Here is a 16,534-nt window from a genome sequence, read left to right as displayed (position 1 = left end):
AAGGCTCACGCATGAATCCCTCGCGCCAGTTCATCCTGCGGCCGGTCGCCACATCCTTGCTGATGCTGGCGATCCTGCTGGTGGGCATCGTGGCCTACCGGCTCCTGCCGCTGTCGGCCCTGCCCGAAGTCGATTACCCGACCATCCAGGTGGTCACGCTCTATCCCGGTGCCAGTCCGGACGTGATGACCTCCTCCGTCACCGCACCGCTGGAACGCCAGTTCGGCCAGATGCCGGGCTTGAAGCAGATGTCTTCCACCAGCTCCGGCGGGGCCTCGGTGATCACGCTGCAATTCAATCTTGATCTCAGCCTGGACGTGGCCGAGCAGGAAGTGCAGGCCGCCATCAATGCCGGCAGCAACCTGCTGCCCTCGGATCTGCCGATGCCGCCGCTCTACAGCAAGGTCAATCCGGCCGATACGCCCATCATCACGCTGGCGGTCACCTCCAGGACCATCCCGTTACCCAAGGTGCAGGACCTGATCGATACCCGCCTGGCGCAAAAGATTTCGCAATTGTCCGGCGTCGGTCTGGTGAGCCTGTCGGGCGGCCAGCGTCCGGCCGTACGCATGCAGATCAATCCGCGCGCCGTGGCCGCGCTGGGCCTGAACCTGGATGACGTGCGCACGGCCATCGGCAACGCCAACGTCAACCAGGCCAAGGGCAGTTTCGACGGCCCCACGCGCGCCTCCACCATTGACGCCAACGACCAGCTGCGCTCGGCCGATGAATACCGCAACCTGATCATCGCCTACAAGAACGGCGCGCCCATCCGCGTCTCGGATGTGGCCGATGTGATCGACGGTGCAGAAAACGTCCGCCTGGGGGCCTGGGCCAACCAGCAGCCGGCGGTGATCGTGAACATCCAGCGCCAGCCCGGTGCCAACGTGATCGCCGTGGTCGACAGCATCAAGAAGATCCTGCCGCAGTTGCAGGCCAGCCTGCCCGGCGCCATCGATGTCCACATCCTGACCGATCGCACCACCACCATCCGCGCTTCGGTGGCGGACGTGAAGTTCGAGCTGCTGCTCTCGGTGGCGCTGGTGGTGATGGTGATCTTCGTCTTCCTGCGCAACGTGCCCGCCACCATCATCCCCAGCGTGGCGGTGCCGCTGTCGCTGGTGGGCACCTTCGCGGTGATGTACCTGGCAGGCTTTTCGATCAACAACCTCACGCTCATGGCGCTGACCATTGCCACCGGCTTCGTGGTCGATGACGCCATCGTCATGATCGAGAACATCTCGCGTTACATCGAAGAGGGCATGAAGCCCATGCAGGCCGCACTCAAGGGCGCCGAGCAGATTGGCTTCACCATCATCTCGCTGACCTTCTCGCTCATCGCCGTGCTGATTCCATTGCTCTTCATGGGCGACGTGGTCGGTCGACTGTTCCATGAATTCGCGGTCACGCTGGCGGTCTCCATCCTCATCTCCGCCGTGGTCTCGCTCACGCTCACGCCGATGATGTGCGCGCGCCTCTTGCGCCACCAGCCGGAACAACAGCAGGGCTGGTTCTATCACAAGAGCCAGGCTTTCTTCGACCGCATCATCGCGCGCTATGGCGTGATGCTGGAATGGGTGCTGGAGCGCCAGAAACTCACGCTCTTGGTGGCCCTGGCAACGCTGGGCCTGACCGTGCTGCTGTACGTGTTCGTGCCCAAGGGTTTCTTCCCGCTGCAGGATACCGGTGTCATCCAGGGTATCTCGGAGGCCACGCAATCGATCTCCTTCGGCGCCATGGGCGAGAAGCAGCAGCAACTGGCCAAGGTGGTGCTGGAAGATCCGGCGGTGGAAAGCCTGTCCTCCTTCATCGGCGTGGACGGCACCAACGCTACCCTCAACAGCGGCCGCATGCTCATCAATCTGAAGCCGCATGAAGAGCGTGATGTCTCGGCCTCCGACGTGATCCGCCGCCTGCAACCCAAGCTCACCCAAGAGGTGCCGGGCGTGACGCTCTACATGCAGCCGGTGCAGGATCTGACCATCGAAGACAGCGTCTCGCGCACGCAATACCAGTTCACGCTGGAAGACGCCGACCCGACCACCCTGAGCACCTGGGTGCCCAAGCTGATCGCGCGTCTGCAGCAGGTGCCGCAACTGGCCGACGTGGCCAGCAACCTGCAGGACCAGGGCTTGCAGGCCTATATCGAGATCGACCGCAATGCCGCCTCGCGCCTGGGCATCACCACGGCCGCCATCGACAATGCGCTCTACAACGCCTTCGGCCAGCGCTTGATTTCCACCATCTACACGCAATCGAACCTGTATCGCGTGGTGATGGAGGTCAAGCCGGAATTCCAGCGCGGGCCTGAAGCGCTGGACAGCATCTTCCTGGTCACCTCCGCCGGCGGCCAGGTGCCGCTGTCCTCGATTGCCACCGTGACCGAACGCACGGCCCCGCTGGTGGTGAACCACATCGGTCAGTTCCCGGCGGCGACCATCTCCTTCAATCTGGCCAAGGGCGCTTCCCTGGGCGAGGCGGTCAAGGCCATCAAGGTGGCCGAAGACGAGATCGGCATGCCCGACTCCACCGTCACCAACTTCCAGGGCGCGGCGCTGGCCTTCCAGGCCTCGCTGTCCAACACGCTGTGGCTGATCCTGGCGGCCATCATCACCATGTACATCGTGCTGGGCGTGCTCTACGAGAGCTACATCCATCCCATCACCATCCTCTCCACCTTGCCCTCGGCGGGCGTGGGTGCCTTGCTGTCGCTGATGATCTCGGGCACGGATCTGGGCATCATCGGCATCATCGGCATCATCCTCCTGATCGGCATCGTCAAGAAGAACGCCATCATGATGATCGACTTCGCCCTGGAAGCCGAACGGCATGAAGGCAAGAGTCCGCGCGAGGCGATCTACCAGGCTTGCCTGCTGCGCTTCCGCCCCATCCTGATGACCACCATGGCCGCGCTCCTGGGGGCGCTGCCGTTGATGCTGGGGACCGGTGTCGGTTCCGAGCTGCGCCAGCCGCTGGGCATCACCATGGTGGGTGGTCTGCTGGTGTCGCAGGTGCTGACCTTGTTCACCACGCCGGTGATCTATCTCGGTTTCGACAGCCTGGGCCGCCGCCTGCGCGCGCGCTTCGGACTGCGCGAACCGGGCCATGGCGGCGAGGATGACGATGACGGCAAACCGGCCACCCTGCCGCCTGCGGTGTAAGCGGATGCGCGCATGAATATCTCGCTTCCCTTCATCAAGCGGCCCATCGCGACCACGCTGTTGACCATTGGCATTGCGCTGGCCGGCATGGTGGCCTTCCGCCTGCTGCCGGTCTCGCCGCTGCCGCAGGTGGATTATCCGACCATCTCGATCTCGGCCTCGCTGCCCGGGGCCAGCCCCGAGACCATGGCCGCGACCGTGGCCACGCCACTGGAACGCGCCATGGGCGCCATTGCGGGCGTGACCGAGATGACCTCGACCAGCTCCCAGAACTCCACCCGCATCACCTTGCAGTTCGACCTGAGCCGCGATATCGACGGTGCCGCCCGTGACGTGCAGGCCGCGCTCAATGCCGCGCGCAACCTGCTGCCTACCGGCATGCCGAGCAACCCGACCTATCGCAAGGTCAACCCGGCCGATGCGCCCATCCTGATCCTGGCCATGACGTCGGACACCATGACCCAGGGCCAGATGTACGACGCCGCCGACAGCATCGTGGCGCAGAAACTGTCGCAGGTACGCGGCGTGGGGCAGGTGAGCGTGGGCGGCAGCTCGCAGCCGGCGGTGCGCATCGAGTTGAACCCCACGGCCCTGAACAAGTACGGTATCGGCAGCGCGGATGTGCGCACGGCCGTGGCTGCCACCAATGCCAACCGTCCCAAGGGCTTGCTGGAGGACGATGGCCGCAACTGGCAGATCTATGCCAACGACCAGGCCAAGACCGCCGCCGAATATGCCCCGCTGATCGTTGCATATCGCAACGGTACGCCGGTTCGGGTGCGGGACGTGGCCGAGGTGCGCGACTCGGTGGCCGATGTGCGCAATGCCGGTTCTTCCAACGGCAAGCCCTCGGTGCTGATCATCATCAACCGCCAGCCCGGCGCCAACATCATCGAGACGGTCGATAGCGTGCGTGCGCTGCTGCCGCAGTTGCAGGCATCGATTCCGGCCGCCATCGACATGAAGGTGGTGCTGGACCGCACTCCCACCATCCGCGCCTCCTTGAAGGAAACCGAATTCACCCTGATGCTCTCGGTGGCGCTGGTGATCATGGTGGTGTTCCTGTTCCTGCGCAATGCGCGGGCCACGTTGATCCCCGCGGTGGCCGTGCCGGTCTCGCTGATCGGCACCTTCGGCATCATGTACCTGGCCGGTTTCAGCCTCGACAATCTGTCGCTGATGGCGCTGACCATTGCCACCGGCTTCGTGGTCGATGATGCCATCGTGGTGCTGGAGAACATCTCGCGCCACATCGAGGCCGGCATGAAGCCTTACAAGGCGGCCTTGCTGGGAGCGCGCGAAGTGGGCTTCACGGTGCTGTCGATGAGCATCTCGCTGATCGCCGTCTTCATTCCCATTCTGATGATGGAGGGCATCGTCGGGCGGCTCTTCCGCGAGTTCGCCATCACCTTGTCGGTGGCCATTCTGGTCTCGCTGGTGGTGTCGCTGACCACCACGCCGATGATGTGTGCGCAACTGCTGCGCCATGATCCGCAGGCCGATGAGGCCCGCCGCAAACGCCGTCATCCCTGGCTGCAGAAGATCGCTGACCAGAGCGCGGCCATCTTCGCCGACATGCTGCTGGCCTACGAGCGCACCCTGGCCTGGGCGCTCCGTGCGGCACCGCTGATGATGCTCATTCTCCTGGCCACCATCGCCCTGAATGTCTACCTCTACAAGGCCATCCCCAAGGGCTTCTTCCCGCAGCAGGATACCGGGCGCCTGATCGGCGGCATCCGTGGCGACCAGGCCATCTCCTTCCAGGCCATGCGCACCAAGCTCAACGAGTTCATCGATATCGTCAAGGCCGATCCGGATGTGTCCGATGTGGTGGCCTTCACCGGTGGACAGCGGCGCAATGGCGGCTTCATGTATGTCACGCTCAAGCCTCTCTCTGAACGAAAAGACAGTGCCGACAAGGTGGTCGCGCGGCTACGCATCAAGACCGCCAAAGTGGCCGGTGCGCGGGTGTTTCTGGTGCCGGTACAGGACATCCGCATCGGTGCGCGCCAGAGCGATTCGCAATATGAATATTCGCTCAAGTCCGACGATGTGGGCCTCTTGCGCATCTGGGAGCCCAAGATACGCCTGGCGCTGTCCAACCTGAAGGAGCTCGAAGACATCAGCACCGACCAGCAGGACAACGGTCTGCAGACCACCCTGACCATCGACCGCGAGACGGCCATGCGTGCCGGGGTCACGCCGCAGCTGATCGACTCGACCTTGTCCGACCTGTTCGGCCAGCGTCAGATCTCCACCATCTACAGCGGCATGAACCAGTACCACGTGGTGATGGAAGCCGCACCGCAATACTGGCAGAGCCCGGAGATCCTGCGCGATACCTACGTCAGCCTGGCCGGTTCCTCCAATCTCTCGCCCACCACCTCCAGCCTGTCGACCCCGCCGGCGCTGTCGGCCTCGGGCAAGTTGAACGCCAATACCGGGCTGGCGCAGACCATCTCGACGGCGGCCTCGCGCCAGATTCCGCTGGCGGCGTTCTCACGCTTCGAGCCCACCACCACGGCGCTGTCGGTCAGCCATGAGGGCCAGTTCGTGGCCTCGACCTTGTCCTTCAACCTGGCCGAGGGGGTCTCGCTGTCGCAGGCCACCGCCGCCATTGACCGCGCCATGGCGCAACTGGGCGTACCCACCAGCGTGCTGGGCACTTTCGCGGGCACGGCCAATGCCTTCCAGGCCTCCACCTCCAGCCAGCCCATCCTGATCCTGACGGCCTTGCTGGCGGTCTATATCGTGCTGGGCATTCTGTACGAAAGCCTGATCCATCCCATCACCATCATTTCCACGCTGCCCTCGGCGGGCGTGGGGGCGCTGCTGGCCTTGATGGTGACCGGCACCGACTTCAGCCTCATCGCGCTCATCGGCGTGATCCTCCTGATCGGCATCGTCAAGAAGAACGCCATCATGATGGTGGACTTCGCCATCGATGCCGAACGCAATCGCGGTCTGTCACCGCGCGACGCCATCTTCGAGGCCTGCAAGCTGCGCTTCCGCCCCATCATGATGACCACCATGGCCGCGCTCCTGGGCGCCATCCCGCTGGCCATCGGCCACGGCGATGGCGCTGAACTGCGCCAGCCGCTGGGCATCTCGATTGTGGGCGGGCTGGTGGTGAGCCAGCTGCTCACGCTCTACACGACCCCGGTGGTGTATCTGTACATGGAACGCCTGAGCGCCTGGGGCCGCCGCCGTTTCGGCCGCAAGAACAAGACAGAAACCTCGGCGGCCTGAGGCTGCCGCCATGGAGAAACGCATGACGCAACAAGACCTGTTCAAACTCAAGCCGCTGCTGGCGGTGCTGGCAGCCAGCTTTGCGCTGGCGGCCTGCTCGGTCGGGCCCGACTATGTACGCCCGCAGATGGACACCGGCCCGGCCGTCTTCAAGGAAGGCCAGCACTGGAAGCCGGCCCAGCCGCGTGACCTGATGGCCGATGGCAAGTGGTGGGAAATGTTTGGCGATCCGCAATTGAATGCGCTGGCCGATCAGGTCGACATCTCCAACCAGAACTTGGCCCTGGCCGAAGCCAATTTTCGCAGCGCCGTGGCGCTGGTGCAAAGTTCGCGCTCGGCCTATGCGCCCACGCTGTCGGCCTCGGCCGGTGCCTCGCGCGGGCGCTCCGGCTCTGCCGGTTCGTCCTCAGCCACATCCTCCGGCACGTCCACCTCGTCGAGTTCATCGGGCAGCGTGCGCAACGCCTATACCTTCTCGCTGACGGCCTCGTGGGAAGCGGACATCTGGGGCAAGGTGCGGCGCGACGTCGAATCCAGCCAGGCCAGCGCCCAGGCCAGTGCGGCCGATCTCGCCGCAGCGCGCCTGTCGGCGCAGGCCCAGCTGGCGCAGAACTATCTGCAACTGCGCGTGCTGGATGCCCAGCAGCAATTGCTGGAAGACACGGTCCAGGCTTACCAGCGCTCGCTGCAAGTCACGCAGAACCAGTATGCCGCCGGGCTGGTGGCCAAGTCCGACGTGATCCAGGCGCAGACGCAACTGAAATCGGCCCAGGCGTCGGCGCTGGACAATGGCGTCACACGGGCGCAGGTGGAGCACGCCATCGCGCTGCTGGTGGGCAAGACGCCGGCCCAGTTCTCGCTGCCGCGCGCGCCGCTCACGGCGGTGGCGCCGCCGGTGCCGCAGGGGGTGCCGTCGATGCTGCTGGAGCGTCGTCCCGATGTGGCCGCTGCCGAGCGCCGCGTGGCCTCGGCCAATGCCAAGATCGGCGTGGCCAAGGCCGCCTACTTCCCCAGCCTGACGCTGTCGGCCTCGGGCGGTTATCAGAGCTCCACCTTCGCCGACTGGTTCACGCTGCCGGGACGTGTGTGGTCGCTGGGCCCGCAACTGGCGCAGACCATTTTCGATGGTGGCGCGCGCGCAGCGGCCACCGATCAGGCCATCGCCACCTATGACGGGACGGTGGCCACCTACAAGCAGACGGTGCTGACGGCGTTCCAGGAAGTGGAAGACAACCTCGCCGCGCTGCGCATCCTGGAGCAGGAAGCGGCCGTGCAGGGCGAGGCCCTGCAGGCTGCGCGCCAGGCCGTTACGCTGGTGACCAACCAGTACAAGGCGGGGACGGTGAGCTACGTCAACGTCATCACGGCCCAGGCCACCGCGCTGTCGGCCGAGCTGACTTCGCTCAGTATCCTCAACCGCCGCATGGCCGCCAGCGTGCTGCTGGCCAAGGCGCTGGGCGGGGGCTGGGACGGGCATAGCCTGGATGACCTCGGCCCGCTGCAGCAGCAGACGGCTGACAAGGCCAGGGGCCTGAAGGACAACGCAGCGCTGCGTTGATCCGAGTTGCGTATGGAGCGTGCTCAGGCGGTGACCAGTACTGCCGGCAGCGCCCCGCGCAAGGCATTGCAGACCACGATCTCCTGCGCTGTCATCAGGTCGGCGCGGGTGATGACGACTTGCACGGCATCCCATTGCGGATCGGCCAGCAGCACCTGCCGCATGACGCCCGGCAAGACCCCGCACGCCAGCGGCGGCGTGCACCAGCGACCGGCGATCTTGACGAAGACATTGCTGCGGCCGCCCTCGGTCAGTTCATCGCGTTCATTGAAGAACAGCAGGTCGAAGCCGCCGCGCCGTTCGGCTTCTTGCCAGGCGGCGTCGTAGCGGGCGCGCTGGCTGCTCTTGTGGCGCAGGAAGGGGTCATGGCTGTCGGTGGCGGTATCCGCCAGGAAGACCTTGACCGGCGTACTCAACGGGGTCAGCACCGTATGCTGGATCGCGATGCCCCCGTGGATATCCAGCGCCAGCCGCAGGCGATAGGCCGTCTGGTCGGAAAGTTCAGCACAGCGTGCATCGAGTTGTGCTCGGATGGCCGTCGCATCGAAGGGATAGCCCAGCTGTGAAGCAGATTGCTTCAGACGCTCCAGATGCAGCGCCAGATGGCGGCAACCGCTGCGGGTGGCATGGATGGTTTCGAAGAGCGTGAAGCTTTGTGTCAATTCCGTGAGGAAACCTGATTTCAGCTGGCATTCCGCAAATTCGGAGGCAGCCTCGCTGTCGTGGACGATGCCTGCACCCACACCCATCACGCCGCTGCGCATGCCCTGCTGCGGGGCTTGCAGCTCCAGCGTGCGGATCGGCACCGAGAGGCAGAAATCCCCAATGGCATGCCCGCCCGCGCGCGGCGCCTCGAACCAGCCGATGGCCCCGGTATAGAGTCCGCGCGCTTCGGTTTCCAGCTCGTCGATGATCTCCATGGTGCGGCGCTTGGGCGCACCGGTGATCGAGCCGCAAGGGTAGAGCGCAGCAATCGCATCGGCCAGGGTGACGTCCGCGCGCAGGCGGGCGCGGATGGTGGAGGTCATCTGCAGCACCTGGCCGTAGCGACGCACGTCGAACAGATGCGGTACCTGCACCGAACCCGGGACTGCCACGCGGCCCAGGTCGTTGCGCAGCAGGTCGACGATCATCAGGTTTTCTGCGCGGTTCTTTTCATCGTGGGACAGGGCCAGAGCGCGTTGCGCGTTGAGCGTGTCCGCACCTTCCTCTCCGACCGGTACGGCCCGCGCGGTACCCTTCATGGGCTTGGCTTTCAGCGTTCCCTGCTGATGGGCGACGAACAGTTCCGGCGAACACGAGAGCACCATGCCACCGCTCTCATCGCGCAGCAGCGCACCATACGGCACCGGCTGGCGTGCACGCAGGCGGCGGTACAGGGTGATGGGGTCGCCCAGCACGTCGAAGTGCAGGCGATAGGTATAGTTGACCTGGTAGGTATCCCCGGCGGCGATGTAATCGCGGATACGATCGATGGCCGCAGTGAAAGCGGTCTCATCGACGCTGCTGCGCAGACGGGTGATGCCGGCGCTGTCGGAGCGTACTTGGGTGGACAGCCACGCATCCACTTCGGCGGCAGACAGAGGCGCGCAGTGGGCAAACAAGAGCACGCGCGCCAGGGGGGCGGACAACGGGTGATGCGGCAGGCCATGCAGCGCCGCGCCCAGTTCATAGCGCCACAAGGCCACGGCGTGCTGTCCCTCGGCCAGCGCTGCCTGCATCTCGTCCAGCATCGCCGGGAAGAGCGCGGCATCGGTGCAGGCCAGTGTGCGTACATGCCCGGTGTAGAGGCGCGAGCGCGGTTCGGCCGGGCTGGCCTGGTGGTCGTCGAGGAGGGCGAAACATTCGTTCATGAGGCGTGGGCAGCGATGACAGCGAGGGGAGGGGCCAGGGCGGCCGCCGGCAGCATGATAGCGTAAAAGGTATACTGCAAGGCTTGCCGGGCGGCTTGCAAGGCCGGTCATTGTGGCTGCATGCGGCCCGGCTGCCCCTTCATTCTTTCTTGCTCATGGCCATTCCCCGCACCTTCATCATTCCCTTGATCGTCGCCTGTGCGCTGTTCATGGAACAGATGGATTCCACCGTCATCTCGACCTCGCTGCCGGCGCTGGCGCTGGACATGCACGTCGATCCGATTTCACTCAAGCTGGCGCTGACCTCCTATCTGGTCTCGCTGGCGGTCTTCATTCCGATTTCCGGGTGGATGGCCGACCGCTTCGGTTCGCTCACCATCTTCCGCGCGGCCATCTGCGTGTTCATGCTGGGCTCCGTCCTGTGCGGGGTGTCCTCGACCCTGCCGCACTTCGTCGCCGCCCGCTTCCTGCAGGGCATCGGCGGGGCCATGATGGTGCCGGTCGGACGCCTGGTGATCCTGCGCAGCGTGGAGAAGGTCAACCTGGTCAAGGCCTTGTCCTATCTCACCATCCCGGCCTTGTTCGGCCCGGTGCTGGGGCCGCCGCTGGGCGGTTTCATCACCACGTACTTCCACTGGCGCTGGATCTTCTTCATCAACATTCCCATCAGCATTCTCGGGCTCTATCTGGCCACGCGCTTCATTCCCGACCTCAAGGCCGAGCAGGTAGCCCGCCTGGACATCCTGGGGTTCATCCTCTCGGCACTGGGCTGCTCGCTGCTGATGATGGGCCTGGCCACCTCGGGCCGCCATCTGGTCGCGGGGGATATCTCGCTGGCCTGTGTGGTGGCGGGGGCACTGTTTCTGTGTGCCTATGTGTGGCATGCACGCCGCACCACGGCACCGCTGATCGATCTGGCATTGCTGAAGATTCCGACCTTGCGTGCCGGTGTGTTCGGCGGTTCGCTCTATCGCGTGGGCATCGGTGCCATTCCCTTCCTGCTGCCGCTGATGCTGCAACTGGGCTTTGGCTATACGCCTTTCCATTCGGGCCTGCTGACCTGTGCATCGGCCGCCGGTGCGATGTTCATGAAGACCATCGCCGCGCGCTTCCTGCGTCGCTACGGGTTCCGCCGCGTGTTGCTGGTCAATGGCGCGCTGGGCGTGCTGGGGCTGTGGGCCATGGCCACCTTCACGCCGCAGACGCCTTACCTGTTGATGGTGATCATCCTGCTCATCGGTGGTTGCTTCCGGTCGCTGCAGTTCACCAGTCTCAATGCGATTTCCTACGCCGATGTCGACAAGGTGCGCCTGAGCCAGGCCACCAGCATGGCCAGCGTAGCGCAGCAATTGTCCATCGGCATGGGCGTGGTGCTGGCCGGGTTTGCACTGCAGATGTCCAATGAAATCCAGGGCCATGCCACGCTGGTGGCACAGGACTTCTGGCCGGCCTTCCTGGTGGTGGGCGCGGTGGCCTCGCTGGCGCTGCTGATGCTGCGCCAGCTGCCGCCGAATGCCGGTGCCGAGATGGCGGGCCAGCAGGACAACAAGCCGGCCTGACGCACCCACGTCCGGCCACGGCACAACGAGGAGAAGCATGCAGCCCATGACGTACAAGTCCCTGTGGTTTCCGCTGGGCGCGGTCCTGATCTGGGCCGGCAATACCGTCATCAGCAAGATGTCGGCAGGGGTGATTGCGCCGGAGGATATCTCCTTCTACCGCTGGGTGCTGGCGGCGCTGCTGATGTCGCCCTTCCTGGCGCGCCCGACCTGGGCGGCGCGTGCGCAGATCCGTCCGCACCTGGGCAAGATACTGGTGCTGGCCCTGCTGGGCATGGTGTTGTTCCAGAGTCTGGCGTATTTCGCCGCGGCCACGGCCTCGGCCACCAGCATGGGCATCATCGCCTCGCTCATGCCGCTGCTCACGCTGGTACTGAGCATCAAGCTGCTCTCTGAGCCGCCGACGGTCGGCACCCTGGCCGGTGGCATCCTCTCGCTTTTCGGCCTGGCGGTGCTGATCGGGCGCGGCCATCCGCTGGCGCTGTTCGACCAGGGTGTGGTCACGGGTGACCTGCTCATGCTGCTGGCCACCATCGCCTATGGACTCTATGGCGTCATGCTGCGTCGCTGGGCGCTGCCGCTGCGTACCTGGCAACTGCTCTACATGCAGGTGCTGACGGCGGTGGTGCTGCTCTTTCCCGGTTACGTGCTGGGCCATCATTCGCCGATCACGCGCGATAACCTGCCTATCCTGCTGTATGCGGGGATTGCTGCTTCCATCCTCTCGCAGTTCCTGTGGATGCGCGGCGTGGCGTATCTGGGGGCCAGCCGCTGTGCCATTTTCGTGAACCTGATGCCGGTCTTCACTGTCATCATTGCAGTGCTGGCGCTGGGCGAGCAATTGCACGCCTACCACGCCATCGGTGGGCTCATCACGCTGGCCGGCGTGATCATGGCCCAGGTCTTCAAGCAGCGCCTGCGCTGGCGCGCCGGCTGATCTGACAAGAACAGGAAAGAGACATGATCGATCCCGCCATGATCGTCAATTGCACGGTCTACAAGAAGGGCAAGAAGCTGCGCGACATCAGCCTCGACGACATCAGCGACGTGCTGGAAGAGGAGGGCACATTCGTCTGGCTGGGCCTGTTGGAGCCCAATGTCGAACTGATGAACAAGATCAAGGAAGAATTCTGCCTGCACGAGCTGGCCGTGGAAGACGCCTACGCCGCGCACCAGCGCCCCAAGATCGAGGAATACGGCGACACCCTCTTCGTGGTGCTGCACACGGCCCAACTGGCCGGCGGCGAAGTGCTCTTCGGCGAGACTCACATTTTGACCGGTCCGCGCTTCGTGGTCACGGTGCGGCATGGCGCCTCGCGCAGCTATGCCAAGGTGCGCGAGCACTGCGAGATGCTGCCCGAGCGGCTCATGCGCGGCCCCAGCTTTGTGCTCTATTCCATCATGGACTTCGTGGTCGACAACTATCGTCCCATCATGGACGACCTTGAAACCAAGTTCAGCCAGTATGAGGAACAGCTCTTCAATCCCGGCGCCTTGAGCGGCAAGGCCTACCTGCAGGAGCTGTACCAGTTGAAGCGCCAGCTGATCCGCCTGCGCTCGGCCGCCACACCGCTGCTGGACGTCTGTACGCAATTGCTGCGCTTCCATGAAGGGCTCATCACCAAGGAAGGCAAGGCTTATTTCCGCGACATCTACGACCACGTGGTGCGCTTCATCGATACCGGCGACCGCCTGCGCGAAATGGTGGAGTCGGCCGTGCAGATCAACCTGGCCCAGGTCACCATTCATCAGAACGAGATCGTCCAGACCCTGGCCGGCTGGGGTGCCATCCTGGCCATCCCGACCATGATCTTCAGCCTCTACGGCATGAACTTCGCGCACATGCCGGGACTGTCCTGGCAATGGAGCTTCCCGCTGGTACTGGGTGGCATCGTCACCGCCTGCACGCTGTTGTGGCGGCGACTGCGCAAGGCGGGCTGGCTTTAGGAAGTCACTGATCAGGTTCTGACAGGTTGGTGTCGTAGCTTCCCCCCTGCCACCTCGCATGGCGGTGCTAATATGGCTTCCATTGCTCGTGCATCGACTTGATGGGCGAACCCTCTGGCGGCAGGGATACCAAGGAAGGGTACTGTGCCGAGCCACAATTATGCGAATCGAATGATGGAAGGAGTCAAGGAATGGTCGACAAGTCGAAAATCAATGAGGTCATTGTGATCGCGCAACATCGGAGCAAGACGGCCCCGGCGCCCATGAGTTTGTCCGGACCGGCGGGCAAGCGTGTCGTGGTGAACGCAGCCAAGCGCGTGATGAAGACCCATAGCGAAGTCATTAAGGCACTTGCCAAGCGATGATTGATTCTGCTCTGGTGATCGACATTCACGATCTCATTCTGAGTACCGAGCCAGGGCTTGAGGGAGATCACGGGGTAGGGCCAATCGAAGGTGCCCTGGCCCCCGTGGAAAACCGTATTCATTATCAGGATCTTGATGATGTCTTCGAGATCGCCGCAATGTATGCAGTGGCAATAGCCCGAGGGCATGTGTTCAACGACGCCAATAAGCGCACCGCTTTGGTGACGGCATTGACTTACCTCGCCCTGCAAGGGGTTGAACTCTCGCGTGAACCCTTCTTGGAAGAAATTATGGTATGGGTCGCCGAGGGGGTATTGGATGTCGAAGAATTGGCGCTGATCTTCTATTCCATTGCCAAGAATGAGGGATTGCTTGAGTAGATCGCTCCCTGTTGCTCGCGCAAATTGAATCAGAACAGGCGCTGCTCGGACGTCGCGCTTTTCCTTTTTGTAAAGACTTCCTGCGGGTGCGGCAATATGCCGCACCCGCAGGCTCGTTTGCGTCGCTACACTGCGCACGCACTGCGCGCAGAGTGTGCATCCTGCCCACATGTGCAGGACTCGCGTTCTAAATGCGATTCATTTCTCTTGATAATTGCAACAAAGTTGCATTAGAATCCCGCCCTGACCGCGCAAGACGGTCTCTCCATCGCGGCCAGGCAGTCCACGCACCCAGCCGCAGCACAACGACATCACAAGGGAAAAGATGAAAATGACCGCACTGCGGGCGGCCGTGCTGGGCGCGCTCGCCATCGGCTACGGCCAGCAACCGGCCTGGAGCGCCGAGGCCCTCACCAACACCGGCACCGACAGCGGCCTGGGCCAGGTGGTCGTCACCGGTACCAGCCAGCGCCAGCAGTATCGCCAGAGCACCACCTCCAGCGCCACCCGTACCGAAACGCCCCTGCAGGAACTGCCGCAGTCGGTGCAGGTAGTCTCGCGCCAGCTGATGGACGACCTCGGCGCCACGCGCCTGGATGACGTATTGCTCTACGTGAGTGGCGTGGCCAAGCAGAACAACTTCGGCGGGCTGTGGGACAACTATTCGATCCGCGGGTTTTCCGGCAGCGAGAATGGCGGCATGAACATCCTCTGGAATGGCTTCGCCTCCAATCGCGGCTACGCGCCGCCGCGCGATACCGCCAACGTGGAGAGCATCGATTTCCTCAAGGGTCCGGCGGCGGCGCTCTATGGCAACAGCGAACCGGGCGGCACCGTCAACGTGGTCACCAAGAAGCCGCAGTTCAAGGCGGCCCATTCCCTTGATCTGTCGGTGGACAGCCGGGGCGGCTATCGCAGCGCGGTGGACTCCACCGGGGCGCTCAACAGCGAAGTGGCCTACCGGCTCAATGCAGCCGTCGAGCACAAAAACAGCTTCCGCGACAACGTCAGCAGCGACCGCCAGTTCCTGGCACCGGCGTTCACCTGGGTGCTCAGTGAGCGTACCGTGCTGAACTATGAAGGCGAGTACCTGCGCCAGAAGGCGCCGCTGGATCGCGGCATCGTCGCCGTCAACGGCAATCCGGGCGTGCTGCCGGTCTCGCGCTTCCTGGGCGAGCCTGGTGATGGCGACATGACGATGCAGAACACCAATCACCTGCTGACCCTGGAACATCGTCTCGACGACAACTGGCACCTGCGCACCGGTGTGTTCCACAAGGATGGCACGCTGGATGGCTATTCCACCGAAGCCTCGGCCCTGCAGGCCGACAATACCACCCTGCGCCGCCAGCGCCGCTACCGCGACTACAGCTGGCACGATACCGCGCTGCAGGCGGAACTGGGCGGCAAGCTGCACACCGGTGGCATACAGCATGAGGTCCTGGTGGGGACCGAAGTGGACTGGCTCACGCTGGATCAGCGCATGTTGCGCGTGAACCCGAGCGCTGCGGCCCCCTATGCCGTCAACATCTACGACCCGGTCTACGGCCAGGCGCAGCCCACCCCCACCCCCAACACCAATACCAGCGAACGCCAGATCAGTACCGCGCTCTATCTGCAGGACCAGATCAGCCTGAGCGAGCGCTGGAAGCTCCTGGCCGGCATACGTGCCGATGGCTTCCGTTCCACTCTGAACAACTGGCGCACCGGCACCACCACCCGCCAGGACAAGAGCGCCTATTCACCACGCCTGGGCCTGACCTACCTCGTCACGCCCGCGTGGTCAGCCTACGTCAGCGCCAGCAAGTCCTTCCGCCCCAACAGCGGCAGCGATGCCAGCGGCAATGCCTTCAGCCCCGAAACCTCGCGTGCGGCCGAAGTCGGCCTGAAGTTCCAGAGCGAAGACCAGCGCAGCGGCGCCACCCTGGCCGTGTTCGACATCAGCAAGCAAAACGTGCTGACCACCGATCCGGCCAATCCATCCTTCTCGATAGCGGCCGGTGAAGTGCGCAGCAAGGGCGTGGAACTGGACGCCAATGCGCGCCTGGGCCACCACTGGCGGCTGACCGGCAACCTGGCCTATACCGACGCCTACGTCAGCAAGGACAACACCCTGACGGTCGGTTCGCGGCTGATCAACGTGCCGCGTGTATCGGGAAGTGTACTGGCAGTGTTTGAAGATGCGTCTGCAAGTGGCAGGCCCTACGGTATCGGTGGTGGCCTGAACTATGTGGGCAACCGTACCGGTGACCAGGCCGGCAGTTTCAAGCTGCCCGCTTACGTGACGGCGCGTGCTCTGGCCTACTGGCAGTTCACCCCCAAGATGAAGCTCTCGCTGGACCTGAACAATCTCTTCAACAAGCGTTACTACAGCAGCTCCTACAGTACTGTGTGGATCATGCCGGGCGAGGAACGTACCGCCACGCTGGCGCTGAACGTGAAGTTCTGAAGAGGCCCTGCTT

General features: G+C 63.9%; 10 protein-coding genes. 9 read left to right on the top strand and 1 reads right to left on the bottom strand.

The genetic code is table 11. The features are described from left to right. The first annotated feature begins 11 nt into the window (after nucleotides 1–11). The 3 genes from ACODSZ_RS00255 to ACODSZ_RS00245 are packed head-to-tail and all read left to right on the top strand — an operon-like array spanning nucleotide 12 to nucleotide 7,968. Nucleotides 12–3,161 carry an MdtB/MuxB family multidrug efflux RND transporter permease subunit gene (locus tag ACODSZ_RS00255; protein WP_488926799.1) on the top strand — a complete coding sequence of 1,050 codons (3,150 nt, stop codon included), beginning with the start codon at nucleotides 12–14 and terminating at the stop codon, nucleotides 3,159–3,161. Between the two features lie 12 nt (nucleotides 3,162–3,173). After that, nucleotides 3,174–6,410 carry an efflux RND transporter permease subunit gene (locus tag ACODSZ_RS00250; RefSeq protein ID WP_488926798.1) on the top strand — a complete coding sequence of 1,079 codons (3,237 nt, stop codon included), beginning with the start codon at nucleotides 3,174–3,176 and terminating at the stop codon, nucleotides 6,408–6,410. 22 nt (nucleotides 6,411–6,432) lie between these two features. Further along, on the top strand, nucleotides 6,433–7,968 hold the full coding sequence (locus ACODSZ_RS00245) for an efflux transporter outer membrane subunit (protein WP_488926797.1): 1,536 nt from the start codon (nucleotides 6,433–6,435) through the stop codon (nucleotides 7,966–7,968). 23 nt (nucleotides 7,969–7,991) lie between these two features. On the opposite strand, the gene ACODSZ_RS00240 is transcribed toward ACODSZ_RS00245, so the two are convergent. After that, nucleotides 7,992–9,821 (bottom strand): chorismate-binding protein, encoded by a 1,830-nt coding sequence (locus ACODSZ_RS00240; protein WP_488926796.1) that lies wholly within the window; start codon nucleotides 9,819–9,821, stop codon nucleotides 7,992–7,994. A gap of 155 nt (nucleotides 9,822–9,976) precedes the next feature. Here ACODSZ_RS00240 and ACODSZ_RS00235 point away from each other — a divergent pair, with 155 nt between their 5' ends. From ACODSZ_RS00235 to ACODSZ_RS00210, 6 genes are all read left to right on the top strand, one after another. Next, nucleotides 9,977–11,380, top strand: a complete 1,404-nt coding sequence (locus ACODSZ_RS00235) for a DHA2 family efflux MFS transporter permease subunit (protein ID WP_034350089.1) — start codon at nucleotides 9,977–9,979, stop codon at nucleotides 11,378–11,380. Nucleotides 11,381–11,426: 46 nt separating this feature from the next. Further along, nucleotides 11,427–12,317: a DMT family transporter gene (locus tag ACODSZ_RS00230; protein WP_175343020.1), complete on the top strand. Its 891-nt coding sequence runs from the start codon at nucleotides 11,427–11,429 to the stop codon at nucleotides 12,315–12,317. A gap of 23 nt (nucleotides 12,318–12,340) precedes the next feature. Further along, entirely contained in the window at nucleotides 12,341–13,327 is a 987-nt protein-coding gene (locus ACODSZ_RS00225) for a magnesium and cobalt transport protein CorA (protein WP_008327273.1), read from the top strand. A gap of 191 nt (nucleotides 13,328–13,518) precedes the next feature. Further along, on the top strand, nucleotides 13,519–13,692 hold the full coding sequence (locus tag ACODSZ_RS00220; protein WP_488926795.1) for a hypothetical protein: 174 nt from the start codon (nucleotides 13,519–13,521) through the stop codon (nucleotides 13,690–13,692). Continuing rightward, on the top strand, nucleotides 13,689–14,072 hold the full coding sequence (locus ACODSZ_RS00215; RefSeq protein WP_488926794.1) for a type II toxin-antitoxin system death-on-curing family toxin: 384 nt from the start codon (nucleotides 13,689–13,691) through the stop codon (nucleotides 14,070–14,072). The genes ACODSZ_RS00220 and ACODSZ_RS00215 overlap by 4 nt, the downstream gene beginning before the upstream one ends. 325 nt (nucleotides 14,073–14,397) lie before the next feature. Beyond that, complete coding sequence (locus ACODSZ_RS00210; RefSeq protein WP_241821091.1) at nucleotides 14,398–16,521, top strand: TonB-dependent siderophore receptor; 2,124 nt, start codon at nucleotides 14,398–14,400, stop codon at nucleotides 16,519–16,521. Nucleotides 16,522–16,534: the final 13 nt, after the last annotated feature.

Source organism: Herbaspirillum sp. FG34 (genome assembly GCF_057809315.1).
The sequence above is the reverse complement of the archived record's forward strand: the minus strand, read 5'-3'. Positions and strand labels throughout refer to the sequence as shown.